The sequence below is a fragment of the Streptomyces sp. iso_384 genome (assembly GCF_056172905.1).
Genome location: NZ_JBWBTT010000001.1, coordinates 4,117,156 through 4,133,701, shown reverse-complemented (window position 1 = coordinate 4,133,701; position 16,546 = coordinate 4,117,156). Strand labels below are relative to the sequence as shown.

Genomic DNA, 16,546 nt, shown 5'->3' with positions numbered 1-16,546 from the left:
AGGAGCCGGCCCATGCCCTGTATCGCCCGCACGTCCCGCCTCGCCCTGGCGGCCTCCGCCGCCTCACTCGCCCTGCTCGTCACCGCCTGCGGCGGATCGGGACCGGACGCGTCGGGCCCCGGCGACGGCAAGCCCGTCACCCTCACCTTCTGGTCGGCCACCGCGGGCGCCAAGGAAACGGCCGACGCGTTCAACAAGACGCACACCGACATCAAGGTGAAGTTCTCGATGGTCCCCGCGGGGCCCGAGGGCGTCACCAAGCTCTCCAACGCGGTCAAGGGCGGCAACGCCCCCGACGTGGCGACCATGGACTACTCCGCCCTGCCCGAGTACGCCAGCGAGGGCAACCTGGAGGACCTCACCGCCGGCTCCGGCGAGCTGGTGAAGAAGGAGTTCCCCGAAGCCGTCCAGTCCCTGGTCAACCTCGGCGGCTCCACCTGGGCCGTGCCGTTCGACGTCACGCCGATCCAGCTCTTCTACCGCAAGGACCTGTTCAAGAAGTACGGCGTCGAGGTACCGACGACCTGGGCCGAATACCGTACGGCCGCCGAGAAGATCCACAAGGGCGACCCGGATGTCACCATCACCAACTTCGGCGGCGGCGACCCCGCCCTGCTCTCCGGCCTCGCCTGGCAGGCCGGCGCCCGGTGGTACGGCACCAGCGGCGACGCCTGGAAGGTGAACATCGACGACCCGGCCTCCCGCAAGGTCGCCGCCTACTGGGACGGCCTCCTCGCGGACGGCCTCGCCTCCAGGACCCCGCTCTGGGGCGAGGGCGAGAACAAGGAACGCGCCACCGGCAAGGTGGCCACCATCATCGGCGCCGCCTGGAGCGCCGGGAACTTCCCCGTCAGCTACCCCGACTCCAAGGGCAAGTGGGGCATAGCGCCCCTGCCCACCTGGGACGGCGAGCCGAGCACCGGCATGTACGGCGGAACCTCCTACATCGTGCCCAAGGGCAGCGAACACATCGAGGCCGCCGCCGAGTTCATCGAGTGGGTCACCACCGACCCCGAGGCCATGACCGCCCGCCTCAGTTCCCTCAAGACCCCCAGCAGCGCCCTGCCCGCCAACGAGGGCATGCGCGCCGCGGCCGCCAAGCAGTTCGACAGTTCCTACTTCGGCGACCAGGACGTCTACGCCGTGGCCGGCGAGGCCGCCGACACCATCGTGCCCGGCTGGACCTGGGGCCCGGTCCAGCAGCAGGTGACCTCGGCGCAGATGGCCGCGGGCGGCGACCACACGAAGATGCTGACCTCCGGCCAGGCGAAGGGTGAGAGCGCGGTCACCGACCGCGGTCTGAAGCTCGACAAGTAGGCGCGAGCGCGACCAGGGGTCGCGAGCTCGACCAGCGGTCGCGCGGCTGCCCGGGACGGACCGTTCCGGGCGGCCCCACCACCTCACCCCGCCCACCCCCCCCGCCGAAGGAGCAACAGGTGGCAGCCCCACTCGCCCGGCCGGACCGGACCACGGCATCCCAGCCCGCGCCGCCGCCCCCCGGTCCCACCGGATCCGCCGGACCGGGAAAGCCCGGCGCCCCGGGCGGCCCCGGCACACGACGCGGACAACGCCGGGCCCTCGCCCTGTTCACGGTGCCGTTCTTCGCACTCTTCATCGCCGTCACCGTCCTGCCGATGATCTACGCGGCGTGGATGAGCCTCTACCGCGAGGAGTCCTCCGGCCTCGGCTTCGGCGGAACCGAGCGCGTCTTCGCCGGGTTCGGCAACTTCACCGAAGCCCTCGGCAACGAGGCGTTCCTCCGCTCGTTCGGCAACATCGCTCTCTACTGCGCCCTCTACATCCCCGCGATGGTCGGCGGCGCGCTCATCCTGGCCCTGCTGGTCGACTCGACCATGGCCCGGGCCCGGCGCTTCTTCCAGATCGCCTATTTCCTGCCGCACGCGGTGCCCGGCCTGATCGCCTCGCTGATCTGGCTCTACCTCTACACGCCCGGCCTCAGCCCGGTCACCGACGCCCTCGACGCCCTCGGCGCGAACTGGAACTTCTTCGGCCAGGACGAGGCGATCTTCTCGGTCGTCAACATCTCCGCCTGGCAGTGGACCGGCTACAACATGATCATCTTCTACGCCGGGCTCCAGGCCGTTCCGCGCGAGGTCCTGGAAGCCGCGACCGTCGACGGAGCCGGAGCCCTGCGCACCGCCCTCCAGGTCAAGATCCCCATGATCCGGCCGACCGTCGTCCTGACCCTGCTCTTCACCTGCGTCGGCGCCATCCAGCTCTTCGACGCCCCCAAGCTCGTACAGCTCCGCGCCAACACCATGGGCGAGGACTGGTCGCCGACCATGTTCATCTACACCGCGGCCTTCAAGGGCCACGACTACGGCCTGGCCGCCGCGAGCTCCCTCCTGCTCGCCCTCTTCGCCGGCCTGCTGTCCTTCGTCGTCACCAAGCTCGGCAACCGGTGGAAGGCCTCATGAGCACCCAGACAGCCAACCGCGAAGCACCGGCCGCCACCGCACGGCCCAGCCGGGCCGACCGCCGGACCGCACCACGGCCGCCCGCCCGCCGGGGCCGTACCGGAAGCCTCACCTCGCGCGTCATGGTCAACGGCGTGCTCGCCGTCGTGGCCGTCTACACCCTGATGCCGCTGACCTGGCTCCTCATCGCCTCCACCAAGAGCTACCGGGACCTGTTCGCCACCAACCCGTTCAGCCTCGGCGACTTCCGGTTCCTGGCCAATCTGACCGCCCTCCTCGAATACAACGACGGGGTGTTCGTCCGCTGGCTGCTCAACAGCCTCCTTTACACCGTCGTCGCCTCCGGGCTCTCCACCCTCATCTCGGTGGCCTGCGGCTACGCCTTCGACAAGTACGCCTTCCGCGGCCGGGAGAAGTGGTTCGGGGTCGTCCTCGTCGGCGTCCTCATCCCCTCCACCGTCGTCCAGCTCCCGCTCTACCTGATGGCCTCCGAACTGGGCCTCGTCAACACCTACTGGGCCGTCCTCATCCCCAGCCTCGTGAACCCGTTCGGCGTCTACCTCGCCCGCGTCTTCTCCGAGGGGTACGTGCCGGGCGAGGTCCTGGAAGCCGCTCGCATGGACGGGGCGGGAGAGGTGCGGACCTTCACGAAGGTCGCCCTGCCGATGCTCGCGCCCGGCTTCGTGACCATCTTCCTGTTCTCCTTCACCGCGAGCTGGAACAACTTCTACGGCGCGCTCATGATGCTCAACGACGACCAGCTCTACCCGGTCAACCTGGGCCTCTACATGTGGAACCAGAACGTCTACCAGCAGCCGGAGCTCTACCCGCTGGTCATCATCGGCTCCCTCGTCGCCGTCGTCCCCCTGATCATCGCCTTCCTCTGCCTCCAGCGCTTCTGGCGCTCGGGCCTCACCGCAGGAGCCGTCAAGTGAGCCACCCCGCCCCGCACCGGCGGACCCGACCCCGCACCGTCCTGGCGATGAGCGACGAGACCCGTGCGGCGATCCTGGCCCCCGCAGCCCTGGACCGGCTCGCCCGCGTCGCCGACCTCGACCCCGGCCTCCTCGTCACCGACTTCGACGCCGACGACCCCGCCCAGCGCACCGGACTCCATGAGGCCGAGGTCCTGTTCACCGGCTGGGGCTGCCCGCCGCTCGGCCCGGCCGCCCTGAGCGCCATGCCCCGGCTGCGCGCCGTCATCCACGCCGCCGGCTCCGTCAAGCACCACATCACCCAGGACGTCTGGGACCGCGGCATCACCGTCAGCACCGCGGCGACGGCCAACGCCTTCCCGGTCGCCGAATACACGGTCGCCGCGATCCTCTTCGCCAACAAGCACATCCTGGAGAGCGCCCGCGTCTACCGGGAGGCACGCACCCGGGTGAACCTTCTCGAACGGTTCCCCGGCGTGGGCAACTACCGCCGCACCGTGGGCATCGTCGGAGCCTCCCGCATCGGACGCCGTGTCGTGGAACTTCTGCGCCCTTACGATCTGCGCGTCCTGGTCCACGACCCGTACCTGGACGAAGCCGGCGCCCGGACCCTGGGCGTGGAGCGTGCCGAACTCGACCCCCTGGCGGCCGAGAGCGACGTCGTCAGCATCCACGCCCCCGAACTCCCGGCGACGCGGCACCTGTTCGACGCCGGACGGCTCGCCCTGATGCGGGACGGGGCGACGCTCGTCAACACCGCGCGCGGCTCCCTGGTGGACACCGACGCACTCGTGAAGGAACTGGTCACCGGACGGCTCGACGCCGTGCTCGACCACACGGAACCGGAAGTCCTGCCCGCCGACTCGCCCCTCTACGACCTGCCGAACGTCCTGCTCACCCCGCACATCGCCGGGTCCCAGGGCGGCGAACTCCACCGGCTCGCGGACGCCGCCGTCGACGAACTCGAACGCTACGCGCACGGCCTGCCGTTCGCCCACGCCGTGGACCCCCGCACCCTGCACCAGCAGGCCTGACCCCGTACCCGTACACCCCCAAGTACCACCCCCGGGAGACCTGCCATGTCCCGTACCCGCCGGGTGCTCGTCGTCGGCATCGACGGTGTGCGCCTCGACACCCTGAACCGTGTTCCCACCCCGCACCTCGACGCGGTGGCCGACGCGGGCTTCCTGGCCCCGGTGGCCGTGGGGGAGGGCACGCCCACCATGTCCGGGCCCTGCTGGGCGACGATCCTGACGGGCGTCGGGGTCACCAAGCACGCCGTGTGGAGCAACGACTTCAGCGGCCACCGGCTCGGCGTCTTCCCGGACTTCACGACCCGCCTGGCCCGCCAGGACGGCCGCCGCACCTATGCGGCCGCCGCGTGGGAGCCCCTGGTCACCGTCGCCGACGGCGGCCCGATGCTCCGCAGGCCCACGCGGCTCACCCACCACGCCCCGGCCGCCGACACCCCCGCCGCCTGGGAGTTGGCCGACGCCTCGACCGTGCGCGACGCGGTGGGCGTCCTCACCCACGAGGACCCCGAGGCGTCCTTCGTCTACCTCGGCGCACCCGACGAGACGGCCCACCACCTCGGCTGCGGCGACGCGTACGAGGCGTCGATCCGGGCGGCCGACCGCCACCTCGGCGAGCTACTGACGGCTGTGCGCACCCGCCCCTCGTACGAGGCCGAGGCCTGGACCGTCCTCGTCGTCACCGATCACGGACACCGGGACGAAGGCGGTCACGGCGGCGGCAGCGCGGCCGAACGCACCGCGTGGCTGGCCTGCGCGGGCCCGGACATCACGGCCGGGGCCCGCCCCGCCCGCCCGGTCCGGCACGAGGACGTCGCCGCCCAGGTGTACGCGGCCCTGGACCGTACGCCCGACTCGCACTGGACGCTCGACGGCACCCGGATACCCACCGTGCCGCGCGCCGTCCTCCTCGACATGGACGGCACCCTGGTCGACACCGAACCTCTCTGGCTGGAGGCGGCCCGCACCGTGGCGGCGGCCCACGGCCACACCCTCACCGACGCGGAGGGCGCCGGAGTCCTCGGCCGCACCTGCGCCGACACGGCCGCTCTTCTCGTACGCATGTGGGCGGAGACCGCCGCGGAGCCGAATGCGGCCGGGCCGGCATCCGCCGGGCCGGAAGTCGCATCGCTCGCGTCCGAGTTGGAGGACACGTTCCTCGCGTCCGTGGAAGCGGGTGTCCGGCTCCGGCCCGGGGCCCGCGCGCTGCTGGACCGGCTGGAGCGCGACGGGCTGCCCGCGGCGCTGGTGTCGGCCTCGCCGCGCCGGGTGGTGGACACGGTCCTGCGGAGGCTGGGCGGCGGGGTGTTCCGTACGACGGTGGCGGACGGCGAGAGCGACCGCTCGAAACCCTTCCCCGACCCCTATCTGAAGGCCGCCGCACGTCTGGGCCTCCCGCCCGGCGCCTGCCTCGCGGTCGAGGACAGCCCGACCGGAGTGGCCGCGGCCGAGGCCGCGGGCTGCCGGGTGCTGGCCGTGCCGTCGTCGACGCCCGTCACGTCCGCCCCCGGACGACAGGTCCGGCCGGATCTCACGTTCCTGCTGCGGGAATGGGGGCCGGAGGAGCCCGTATGACGTGACGGCAGCTCCTACGACCTGACGACCGACCTGACGACCGACCTGACGACAGGAAGACGCCGGGGCCGGCGGGCATCGTGCCCGCCGGCCCCGGCGTCCTTCCTGCTCGTCACGCTGCCTGCGCCCTCCCCGAGGGCAGCAGCGAGATCATCCGGGCCACCGTACGGGCCATCGCGTCCCGCCCGTCCGCCAGATAGCGGCGCGGGTCCACGCCTCGGTCGTCCCGGGCCAGCCGCTCCCGTATCGCGCCGGTCATCGCGATGTTGAGCGCGGTGCCGATGTTGACCTTGCGGATCCCGCCCGCCACGGCGCGCGCCAGCTCCTCGTCGGAGGCCCCGGACGAACCGTGCAGCACCAGCGGAACCGGCACGGCCTCCCGCAGCCTGCCCAGCAGCGCGTGGTCGATGACGGCGTCCCGCGATGTCATGGCGTGCGAGGTGCCGACCGCCACGGCCAGCGCGTCGACCCCGGTGGCCGCCACGAACGACCGCGCCTCGTCCGGATCCGTACGGGCCCCCGGCGCATGGGCGTCGAGCGCCGGCTCGCCGTTCTTCCCGCCGACCTGTCCGAGCTCGGCCTCCAGCCACAGGCCCCGCTCGTGCGCCCATATGACGGCGGCGCGGGTGGCCGCCAGGTTCTCCGCGTACGGCAGCTTGGCGGCGTCGAACATCGCCGAACTGAAACCGCAGTCCGCCGCCCGGTGCAACAGCTCGGTCGACTGCACATGGTCGAGGTGCAGGGACACGGGGACGGCGGCCTGGTCCGCCACTTCCGCCGCGGCGCGTGCGAGCGGACGGGGCCGGCCCCGGTGGTAGGCGACGGCGTTCTCGCTGATCTGCAGGATCACCGGCGACCCCGCGGCCTCCGCGCCCTCGGCGATGGCTTCCGCGTGTTCGAGGGTGATGACGTTGAACGCGGCGACCGCACGCTGCTGCGCGGCGGCCTCGGCGATCAGATCGCCGGTGGCGGCGATGGGCATGGCGACTCCGGAATGAGGGACCGTCGGCGGGGGAGGGGCTGGGGACTGTCGTCACACTGCCGTCGTCGCCCGTCCGGCAGGCGGCAGTGTGACGACAGTCCCTAGGGAGGGGAGCGCTCGGGCCGTCAGGCCGTGGTGCTGAGGATGACCGAGCGGGTGAGGTGGCGGGGCCGGTCCGGGTCGAGACCCCGGGCGTTCGCGATGGCCAGCGCAAGCCGCTGGACCCGGACCAGCTCCGCCAGCGGGTCGAGGCCGCCGGCCACCCAACGGGCGCCGGTCGCGTGCACCTCGTCCATCAGCCCGGCCGGGGCCTCGCCGAGCATCCAGGTCGCGGTGGAACGGGTGGAGATGCTGATCGGGCCGTGCCGGTACTCCATCGCCGGGTACGCCTCGGTCCAGGCGAGCGCCGCCTCGCGCATCTTCAGCGCGGCCTCGTTGGCGAGCCCCACGCTCCAGCCCTGGCCGAGGAACGTGAACTGGCTGCACTCCACGAGACCGACGGGCAGTGGTTCGGCGAGCGCCACCTGGGCGTCCTCGACGACCGCGTCGGTGTGCAGGCCCAGATGGGCGCGGAGCAGCGTCAGGGCGGAGGTCGCGAAGCGGGTCTGCACGACGGACTTCTCGTCGGCGAACTCCAGCACGATCGTGTCGTCGGCCATGGCCGCCATCGGTGTGTCGGGGTCGCCGATGACCACCGTGCGGCGGGTCGTGTCACCGATCTGCCCGAGGAGCCCGAGCACCTCGGTCGTGGTGCCGGAGCGGCTCAGCGCGACGACCCGGTCGTAGGGGCGGCCGGCCGGGAACTCCGATGCGGCGAAGGCGTCGGTCTCACCCTGGCCGCTGCCCTCCCGCAGAGCGGCGTAGGCCTGCGCCATGAAGTACGACGTACCGCAGCCGACCACGGCGATGCGCTCGCCGGCCGCCGGAAGCCGGTGGGCGAGCCCGTCCGCCATACCGGCGGCCACCTGCCAGCAGTCGGGCTGGCTGGCCAGCTCCTGAGCCACGTGCGTCATCTGTGCTCCCTGTTCCCGTACCCGGCGGATGATGCTCGAAGCTGCATATTAGGCAAGAGTTTCAAGCAATATCAAGCAGGCAGGTGCAGGCTTCGTGCGTCTCGACACGGCCTGTCGCCGCTCGATCACGCGGCCGGTACGCCCCCGGCGGCGTCGTCCCGGGCACCGCTTCGCGGTCGCGCATTCCGCCCCGCGCCGATGGGTAGGGTGGCTGCGCTTCAGGAGTTTCGCGGAATGCACGACGTAGGGGGATTGATCCATGGGTTCGCTGACGGGGAAGGTCGCCTTGGTCACCGGCGCCAGTCGCGGTATCGGCCGGGCGATTGCACGGCGGCTCGCGCGTGACGGGGCCTTGGTCGCCGTTCATTACGGTGAGCGGGAAGAAGCGGCGCAGGAGGTGGTCGAAGAGATCCGGAAAGCGGGCGGACAGGCTTTCGCGGTGGGTTCCCTGCTGGGAGTACAGGGAGACGCCGAAGTGCTGTACGAGGCGTTCGGCGCGGGAATGGCGGACCGGGGCGAGGAACCGGTGCTGGACATTCTGGTCAACAATGCCGGAGTCAGTGGATCCGGGAGAATAGGTGACGCCTCACCGGAGGTCTTCGACCGGCTGTTCGCGGTGAACGTGAAAGCACCGCTGTTCCTCATCCAGCAGGGTCTGAACTTGATGCGGGACGACGGACGGATCATCAACATCTCGTCGGCCGCCGCACACCGGTCCTTTCCGGAATCGGTGACCTACGCCATGACCAAGGGCGCGGTGGAGACGCTGACGCTTGCTGTGGCAAAGGAAGTGGCGGGCCGGGGCATCACCGCGAACACCGTGGTGCCCGGTTTCGTGGAGACGGACATGAACGCCCGGCGGCGCGAGACGCCCGAGGCCGCGGCGGCGCTGGCCGCGCACTCGGTGTTCGGACGCATGGGTCAGCCGGCCGACATCGCCGACGTCGTGGCCTTCCTCGCCTCGGAGGACGCGCGCTGGGTCACCGGCCAGAGCATCGACGCCACGGGCGGCATCGGGCTCTGAGAGGCCCAGGCCCAGGCGCATGCCGAGGGCGAGGTCGAGGGCGCGGTGCCGGGGGTGGATGGCCTCCCGGCACCGCACACGACCACCCACGCCCCTCACCTCGGTCATGAGCCCGAGAGCAGCGACTCCCACGCGGTGGCGGTCTCCGGGTGACGGGCCGGCAGCGCCGCGCCCTGGGCTCCCGCCGCATCCGCGTCGGGCGAGGCCCAGGCGCCGTCGCAGCCGAGCAGCTCCGCGACCGCGTCGAGCGTCACCGGGTGGGCGAAGAGCAGGGCGGCGCCACGGCTCCCACCGGTGGCCGCCTTCGCGGTGCCGGCGGCGGACGTTGCCGCCTCCGGCACCTCGCGCCACGGCGGCACCCACGTATCCAGCGCCGCGAGCCGGGCCGGGAAGATCCGCCCGGCCTCACGGATCAACAGCGGGGCCAGGTCCGCCGCTCCGGCGCGCAGCGTCGTGATCAGCGTCGGCAGCCACGGCAGCAGAACCGGATCCGGCAGCCGCCCGAACGCGTTCGACACGGCCTCCACCACCACGTCCGCCAGCCCCGGCACCGGCACCAACGCGTGCACGAAGCCGCTGAGATAGCGCGGATAGGCGGGCACCACCATCGGGTTGGCCAGCAGCTCGCCGCAACGTTCTCGCAGCTCGGCTCGGGACAGGGAACCGAGCTGCACCTGCGCCGCCCACAGGAGCGCCGTACGCTCCGGGTCCGTGGGGCGCGACTGGGTGACGGCCAGCTCCAGCTGGGCCCGGTCGCAGCCCAGGGACAGCGCCAGGCTCTCCATGCTGAACAGGAAGCCCAGCATCGCCGCCACCTGCCCCACGGTCGCGTCCTCGTCCGTGAACGCCGTCGGCAGCAAGGTGCAGTAGTGGGCGTAACCGGCCTTGACGAACGACTGCACCCACGGCGGCAGCACCGGCTCGCCGGTGCGGTAGTAAGCCAGCAGCCCCCGCACTCGGCGCAGCACCTCCGGCGCCCCGTCCACGGTGCGTTCGGTGGCGAGGACCTCCAGGGCCCGGTGGCCCAGCTCGTCGGCGAGCCGGCGGCCGCGGAGATACAGCGTGGCGTCCTCGACGGCGGCGAGGACGACCGCCGTCGTCGCCCGCGGCCCGTACGCGTCGCGGCGCAGCCGCTGCTCCAGGACCTGCTCGATGCTCACGCCCTCGTAACCGAGCTCGATCAGCGCCCGTTGGTGGGTGCCCAGCGCCAGGTCCCACGACTCCTGGATCGAACGCTCACCGAGCTTCCGCTCGCCCATGATCGGCCGGGCCGCACCGTGCGGCATCAGCCGGCGGAGCATCCACAGCACATCCGAGCAGGCCCTGAGCTCCGGGCTGGAGTGCAGGTCCAGCAGGGCACGCTGCACACCACGCTGCTGGAGCTTCAACTCCAGCGGTGCGAGCCGGTCGTGCACATCGCGGGCCAGCGGCGGCAGCGCGTCGTAGCCGACCCGGCCGATCCGGTCGCCGCCCATCATGATCTCGACGAGACGGCGTACGTCCCGCCTCCCCGGCACCGAGTCCTTCTCGATGCAGGTGATCGCCGCGTCCTGGAAGTCGTACGGAGTGGGCTTGGCCCGGTCCCGCATCCCGGCGAGCAGGATCGACGTCTCGAACACCGCGATGGCGTCGGCGGTGGACGCGAGATAGCCGCTGCGCCGCGCCGCGCGCACGATGTCCACCGACCAGCCGAGCAGTTCGGCCTCGTCGAGCGTGTCGAGGACCGGCGGCCGTCGCAGGAATCCGGAGAGCCGGTCCGAGGCGGCTTCCTCCGGGGCAGCGGAAACGGCCGCCGGGGCCTTCCCCGGCGCCACTGCCTTCTTCGTGGCCCGCGGCTTCTTCGCACCGTCCTGCCCGGCCAGCCGGTAGGGCTGCACCCGGGTGCGCTTGAGGTTCTTCGCCCACTGTGTCGCGGCGATCGACACCGACCCGGGAACCAGCCCGAACTGCGCCTCGATCGCCGCATGGCTGGACGGGATCAGCCCGTGCTGCCAGGTGGTCGCGGAGCGCGGCGAGATCAGATACGACCCGCTGCCCGCCACCCCGAACTCCTCGACCCGGCTGGCCGCGTGGAAGGCGCCGCACACATACAGGCAGTCCTCCGGACCGGCCCCGCTCGACGCCAGATGCTCGCGGATCCTGGTCCACATGTACCGCTCGCGCTCCTCGTCCACCCGGACCCGGTCCCCGTCGCCGGGGGCGAGCCGCCGGAACAGGCTGCCGACGAGGAACATGACCTGGCGGTAGGCGTCGTGGTCGCTGTCGCCGAGCGGAACCTCGACGTACTGGTGCCACCACTCCGACCAGTGCCGCACCTTGCCGTGGCGCAGCAGATGCTCCTCCAGCTCCGCGAAGCGGGGCCGCAGGTCGCCGATCTCCACGCCGACCGCCTCACCGTGCAGCGCCGCTTCGGGCTCCGGCGTCCCGGTCGCAGCACCGGACTCCTCCTCGGGGGCGCGTTCGCCGTGGCGGCCGTCCCACTGGAAGACATGGTCCGACGACCGGTCGACGAGGACCAGCTCGACGCCCGGGGTGTCGAGGGCGTACGCGATGGCCTGGTACTCGGCGGAAGCCTCGGTGATCGGGGCGACGACCGACAGCGGGGCCCACTCGGCGGGGAACCCGTCGACATCGCTCGCGAAGGCCTGGACCGCCACCGGCAGGCGGCAGTTGCGCAACTCATCGAGGAGCGGCGCCATGTCCTCGCACAGCTCCAGATACACGACCTTGGGCTGCTTCTCGCGCAGCCGGCGGGCCATGGCCAGGGCGGAGGCGGGCGAGTGGTGGCAGACCGGGAAGATCTCCAGCGGTTCGCGCACCGCCCGGTCGACGTCGTCGACCATGCCGAGGAGGATGCCCTCCAGAGCGTCGGGCCCGTCGGCGAAGGCGGTGGCGGCCTCGTGCAACTGCCCGCGCAGCGCGGAGAAATGCGTCTGTTCGAGGCCGTTCGCCGGGGAGCCGCTCATGACAGGGTGGTGATCGTGTCGCGGCCGCCGTCCAGGAACTCCGGCCACGAGCCGCCCTCCTCCTGGCTCCGCGGCTCGACCACCCCGTGCAGGTACTTGTTGAAGATGGCCAGGTCCTCGGGGTCACGCCGGGCGAGGGAGCCGACGAGCGAAGCGGCGAGGGTGCGGGCGGTCAGCGTGGTCTCGCCGAAGAAATTGCTGTGCAGGACGGCGTCCTCCAGCACACCGATCTGCTCCGCCGTCGACAGCGCGGACTCCAGCTTCTCGTCGTCGCTGCCCGCGGCGGCCGCCGAGGCCCGCAGATCGGCGAAGCTCCGGAGCAGGATGTCGAGCAGCGTCGGCGGCACGTCCAGGTCGATCGCGTGCCGGCGCAGCAGTTCCTCGGTGCGGAAGCGGACGATCTCCGCCTCGCTCTTCCTGTTCGTCACGACCGGGATGCGGACGAAGTTGAACCGGCGCTTCAGCGCGGACGACAGGTCGTTGACGCCCCGGTCGCGGCTGTTGGCGGTCGCGATGATCGAGAATCCCGGCTTGGCGAAGACGATGTTGTCGGCCGCGTCCGTGCCGTCGCCCTGCAGCTCGGGGACGGAGATGTACTTCTCCGAGAGGATCGAGATCAGCGCGTCCTGGACGTCGCTGGTGGAACGGGTCAGTTCCTCGAAGCGGCCGATGGCGCCCGTCTCCATCGCGGTCATGATCGGCGACGGGATCATCGACTCGCGCGACTGGCCCTTGGCGATGACCATGGACACGTTCCACGCGTACTTGATGTGGTCCTCGGTCGTGCCGGCCGTACCCTGCACCACCAGCGTGGAGTTGCGGGAGATCGCGGCGGACAGCAGCTCCGCCAGCCAGCTCTTGCCGGTGCCGGGGTCTCCTATCAGGAGCAGACCGCGGTCGGAGGCGAGGGTGACGATCGAGCGCTCGACGAAGCTCCGGTCGCCGAACCACTTCTGGGAGATCTCCCGGTCCAGGCCGTCGGCGCGCTCGGACCCCAGGACGAACAGCCGGACCATCTTCGGGGACAGCCGCCAGGAGAACGGCTTGGGGCTGTCGTCGATCGACTCCAGCCAGTCGAGCTCCTCCGCGTACTTGGTCTCGGCGGGGGCGCGCAACACGTCGGACATGGGAAGGGCCTTTCTGAACGAGTGGAAGAATGTCGGGGAGGGGCCGGGTACGCCAGGTAGGTCAGGGACGCCGGCGCCCGGGGCCTCAGGCCTCAGGTGAGGAACGTCTTGAGTTCGTGCACGAGCTTGTCGATGTGTCCGGAGACCACGGGCGTGCCCAGAGCCTTGAACCGCTCCCGGAACCAGGGGTTGACCTCCTGCCGCCCGGAGCTGGTCACCGAGCCGACGGGTATGAACTTCACCCCCGAGCGGTGAACGGCCTCGATGCCCTCGAACAGCGGCTGGGAGCGGTCGAACTCGTAGAAGTCCGAGATCCACACCATGACGGTGTTCTTCGGCTCGGCGATCTTCGGGCGGGCCATCGCCATCGCGACGGGGCCGTCGTTCCCACCGCCGAGATTCGTGCGCAGCAGTACGTCGAACGGATCGTGCACCCACGGCGTGAGATCGATCGAGCGGGTGTCGTAGGCGATGAGATGGACGTCCACCTTCGGCAGCCCGGCGAAGATGGAGGCCAGGATGGTGCAGTTCACCATCGAGTCGACCATCGAGCCGGACTGGTCCACCACGACGATCAGCCGCTGCGGTGTCGTCCTGCGGACGGTGTGCCGGTAATAGAGGCGATCGACATAGAGCCGCTCCTCCTCCGGGCTCCAGTTGGTGAGGTTCTTCCAGATGGTGCGGTTCAGGTCGAGATTGCGGAACACCCGCTTCGGCGGCACGGAACGGTCCAGTTCGCCGACGGTGGCCTTCTCCACCTGCGTACGCAGCACCTCGGCGACCTCGTCGACATACCGGCGGATGAGCGACTTGGCGTTGGCGAGGGCCACACCCGACAGATTGCCCTTGTCCCGCAGCAACTGCTCGATCAGCGACATGCTCGGCGTCAGCCGCGCGGCCAGCGCCGGATCGGCCAGCACCTCCCGCAGCCGCATACGCCCCACGAGATCGCCCTCGATCGCCGCCAACTCGGGCCCGAGGCCGCCGGCGTCCAGGCCCGCTCCCGCCGCCCGCCCCCCGCGGAGCCCGCCGGGCGGACAGCCCAGCGCACGCTCCAGCCAGCCCGCGTCGGACTGCCAGCGCGCCAGCTGCTCGGCGGGCACCGCGCCGGAACCGGTCGTGAAGACATTGAGCAGCACCTTCGAGACCAGCGCCGCGCGCCGCACCTCCGCCGCCCGGTCACGGGCCTCGTCCGCACCGTCGTCCGGTGTCATCAGCCCGTCGAACTCGACGGCCAGCTCCGGGTGGCGCTGCACGACCGAGTCGAGCGACGTCCCGGGATCCAGCAGCGCGGACGGCAGCCCGATGTCCTCGACCACCCCCAGGCTCGCCGACTCCAGCGCGGGCTGCTCCTCACCGTCGAAGAGACGGGCCAGGAGCCGCCAGTACAGCACCTGACGGCGGTTGTCGTACGGGTCGGGTCCGGCCTGGGGAGGGGCTTCGGGGCCAGGCGGCCGCCGGGTGAGATCCTCGGTCATTTCCGCAACAGCCTTCCGGCGCGTTCGCGCAGCACGGCGACGGCGTCGGTGGCGGCCTTCTCCGCCCGGACACCCGCCTTGTCGGTGGTGCCGCCCGCCCACGCCCCGGCGTGCACGGCGACGGCCTTCTTCCGCACGGTCGCCTCGACCGCGAGCGGCTGAACGGAGAACTCCCCGGCGTCCCAGCGCAGCAGCCCGACACAGGCGCGGGAGGCGGCGACCGCCTCGGGCGTCAGCGGGCCGGCGGTGGGCAGCCGGTCGGCGTCGACGGCGAGCAGCCGGCCCGCCAGATCGAAGGCGAGGTGGCCCTCCTCGCTCTGCGCGGTGTAACCCTCCAGCAGCACCGGCACGGCGATCCGGACGGGATGCCGGTCCAGCGGGGCAGTGCGGGCGGCCGTCGCCGCGGACAGCATCACCCGGGCCGTGGCGAAGGCGTCGGCGGGCTCACCCGCACGGGCCCGTTCGTCGTCCCAGACCAGATCCCCCTCGGCGGTCACCGGCATGGCGTCCAGCTCCATCGAGCGGCCCTCGCTCACGGCCCCGAGCAGCGACATACGAGGACGCAACAGCTGCCACAGGCCCGCCCCGACGACCGTGTCGGGCTTGGGTGCCGAGACCCCGGCGCGTACGAGACGGGGCGCCCCGCCGTCCGCGGGCTCGAACACCGCGTGGACCTGCGCCTGCACGGCCGTCGCGTGCTCCTGCACATCGACGCCGAGCGGCAGCAGCCGACCGGTCGCCGGAGCGACGGACGGCTCCCCGGCGGCGCCGGGCACCGTCAACAGCAGGGCGCGCGACCACAGATCGGCCCAGCGGCGCACCGGCACACGCTCCAGTGTCGCCCCCGGACAGCACGCGGCCAGTTCGGCGGCGAACCCGTCGAGCAGCGTCGCCGGACGGCGCAGGGCCGGTTCGGGCAGCATCGCGGAGACGACCGGCGCGGACCCGGCGACCAGCTCGTGATCGATGCCCCGCCAGCCGCTGCGCGCGAGATCGCACAGCCAGCTGCGGGCCGCCGCGAGGAGGTTCGACCCCTGCCCCGGCTCGGCGGACACCGCGCCGGAGCCCGCAGCCCGCTCCGCCTCCTCGGCGGTGGGCCGGCCGACGGCCTCGTCGATCCGGTGCGTCAACGCGTCGTGCACCGAGCCGAGCAGAGCGCAGCGGGCGGCGGCGAGGGCCACGAAGTGATCCTCCCCCGCGGCCCCGGCCGCCGCCTTGTCGGCCGCCTCAGTGACCCGCGCGGCCAGCGGGGTCCCGCCGACCGCCTCGGCGAGCCCGGCGACCGCCGCCGCCTGGGCGGGCCCCGGCCGCAACAGCCCGGCCACCAGCGCCCCGTCGAAGGCGTCCACGGCGGCGAGCGTCTCGTCGAGCCCGTCGACCGGATCGGACAGTAGATCGCCGCGCATCACGCCACCGCCCGGGTCGGCGGGAACCACTGCATCTCGGGCAACGGTGCATTGACCGGGGACAGTTCGAGATAGGCGAGGTGCCGCAGGAACCGGCTGAAGACCTGTGCGGCCGCCGAGGAGTCGCCCAGCACCGGCCGCGTGGCGGTCATGGCGGCGGTGAGGGACTGCGCGTCGGGCTCCCCGTCCGGGGTGTCCACCGCGAGGTACCGGGCGACGCGCTCCGCGCCGTACTGCAGCACCGCCTCGCCGACGAGCGCCTGGATGTGCTTGCAGAACATGCCGCGCGCACCGCCGCAGGGCCGGTTGTTGTTGGTGCTGCACGCGAACGCGTACGTCCGGGCCGCCACGGACGACACGTACACCCGCCCGATGTCCGATCCGCTGGAGACGACGCCCTGCAACCGCCCGTCGGCCAGTTCGACGAACGGCACCTTGGCCAGCTTCCGCGGCCGCGCGGGCGGCACCACCCGCGCGGTACTCGACTTCTCCCAGACCGACAACGCGCCAACTCCCATGCATGCGAAAGGGGACGTCCACGCCATCGCGGCGGGACAGGAACGAACTTAAT

General features: G+C 71.9%; 13 protein-coding genes. 6 read left to right on the top strand and 7 right to left on the bottom strand.

Translation table 11 applies throughout. The features are described 5' to 3' along the window. The first annotated feature begins 12 nt into the window (after positions 1–12). The 5 genes from AC0VY3_RS18390 to AC0VY3_RS18370 all read left to right on the top strand — a co-directional run bounded on the left by AC0VY3_RS18390 (position 13) and on the right by AC0VY3_RS18370 (position 5,979). Positions 13–1,317: an ABC transporter substrate-binding protein gene (locus AC0VY3_RS18390; RefSeq protein WP_475550064.1), complete on the top strand. Its 1,305-nt coding sequence runs from the start codon at positions 13–15 to the stop codon at positions 1,315–1,317. A gap of 119 nt (positions 1,318–1,436) precedes the next feature. Further along, the gene (locus tag AC0VY3_RS18385) at positions 1,437–2,438 is read left to right on the top strand and encodes a carbohydrate ABC transporter permease (protein WP_475550063.1); all 1,002 of its coding nucleotides are present in this window, start codon (positions 1,437–1,439) and stop codon (positions 2,436–2,438) included. Further along, entirely contained in the window at positions 2,435–3,373 is a 939-nt protein-coding gene (locus AC0VY3_RS18380; RefSeq protein ID WP_475550062.1) for a carbohydrate ABC transporter permease, read from the top strand. The genes AC0VY3_RS18385 and AC0VY3_RS18380 overlap by 4 nt, the downstream gene beginning before the upstream one ends. A 47-nt stretch (positions 3,374–3,420) precedes the next feature. Continuing rightward, positions 3,421–4,407, top strand: a complete 987-nt coding sequence (locus AC0VY3_RS18375) for a hydroxyacid dehydrogenase (protein ID WP_475550061.1) — start codon at positions 3,421–3,423, stop codon at positions 4,405–4,407. Positions 4,408–4,452: 45 nt separating this feature from the next. Beyond that, entirely contained in the window at positions 4,453–5,979 is a 1,527-nt protein-coding gene (locus tag AC0VY3_RS18370) for an HAD-IA family hydrolase (protein WP_475550060.1), read from the top strand. Between the two features lie 112 nt (positions 5,980–6,091). Here AC0VY3_RS18370 and AC0VY3_RS18365 read toward each other — a convergent pair whose 3' ends face one another. Then, the gene (locus AC0VY3_RS18365) at positions 6,092–6,961 is read right to left on the bottom strand and encodes a class II fructose-bisphosphate aldolase (RefSeq protein WP_475550059.1); all 870 of its coding nucleotides are present in this window, start codon (positions 6,959–6,961) and stop codon (positions 6,092–6,094) included. A 125-nt stretch (positions 6,962–7,086) separates the two neighbouring features. Continuing rightward, a complete protein-coding gene (locus AC0VY3_RS18360) occupies positions 7,087–7,974 on the bottom strand; it encodes an SIS domain-containing protein (protein ID WP_030080582.1) in 888 nt (295 codons plus the stop codon). Positions 7,975–8,233: 259 nt separating this feature from the next. On the opposite strand from AC0VY3_RS18360, the gene AC0VY3_RS18355 reads away from it, so the two are divergent. Further along, a complete protein-coding gene (locus AC0VY3_RS18355; protein WP_103507297.1) occupies positions 8,234–8,998 on the top strand; it encodes an SDR family oxidoreductase in 765 nt (254 codons plus the stop codon). A 104-nt stretch (positions 8,999–9,102) separates the two neighbouring features. Here AC0VY3_RS18355 and AC0VY3_RS18350 read toward each other — a convergent pair whose 3' ends face one another. The 5 genes from AC0VY3_RS18350 to AC0VY3_RS18330 form a co-directional block, all read right to left on the bottom strand. Beyond that, positions 9,103–11,964 carry a DUF5682 family protein gene (locus tag AC0VY3_RS18350; RefSeq protein ID WP_475550058.1) on the bottom strand — a complete coding sequence of 954 codons (2,862 nt, stop codon included), beginning with the start codon at positions 11,962–11,964 and terminating at the stop codon, positions 9,103–9,105. Next, positions 11,961–13,091, bottom strand: a complete 1,131-nt coding sequence (locus tag AC0VY3_RS18345; RefSeq protein ID WP_475550057.1) for an ATP-binding protein — start codon at positions 13,089–13,091, stop codon at positions 11,961–11,963. The genes AC0VY3_RS18350 and AC0VY3_RS18345 overlap by 4 nt, the downstream gene beginning before the upstream one ends. Positions 13,092–13,183: 92 nt before the next feature. Further along, complete coding sequence (locus tag AC0VY3_RS18340; protein ID WP_475550056.1) at positions 13,184–14,569, bottom strand: VWA domain-containing protein; 1,386 nt, start codon at positions 14,567–14,569, stop codon at positions 13,184–13,186. After that, the gene (locus tag AC0VY3_RS18335; protein WP_475550055.1) at positions 14,566–16,005 is read right to left on the bottom strand and encodes a hypothetical protein; all 1,440 of its coding nucleotides are present in this window, start codon (positions 16,003–16,005) and stop codon (positions 14,566–14,568) included. The genes AC0VY3_RS18340 and AC0VY3_RS18335 overlap by 4 nt, the downstream gene beginning before the upstream one ends. Beyond that, positions 15,975–16,478, bottom strand: coding sequence for a hypothetical protein (locus AC0VY3_RS18330; RefSeq protein WP_242738140.1), 504 nt, complete (start codon positions 16,476–16,478; stop codon positions 15,975–15,977). The genes AC0VY3_RS18335 and AC0VY3_RS18330 overlap by 31 nt, the downstream gene beginning before the upstream one ends. Positions 16,479–16,546 lie beyond the last annotated feature (68 nt).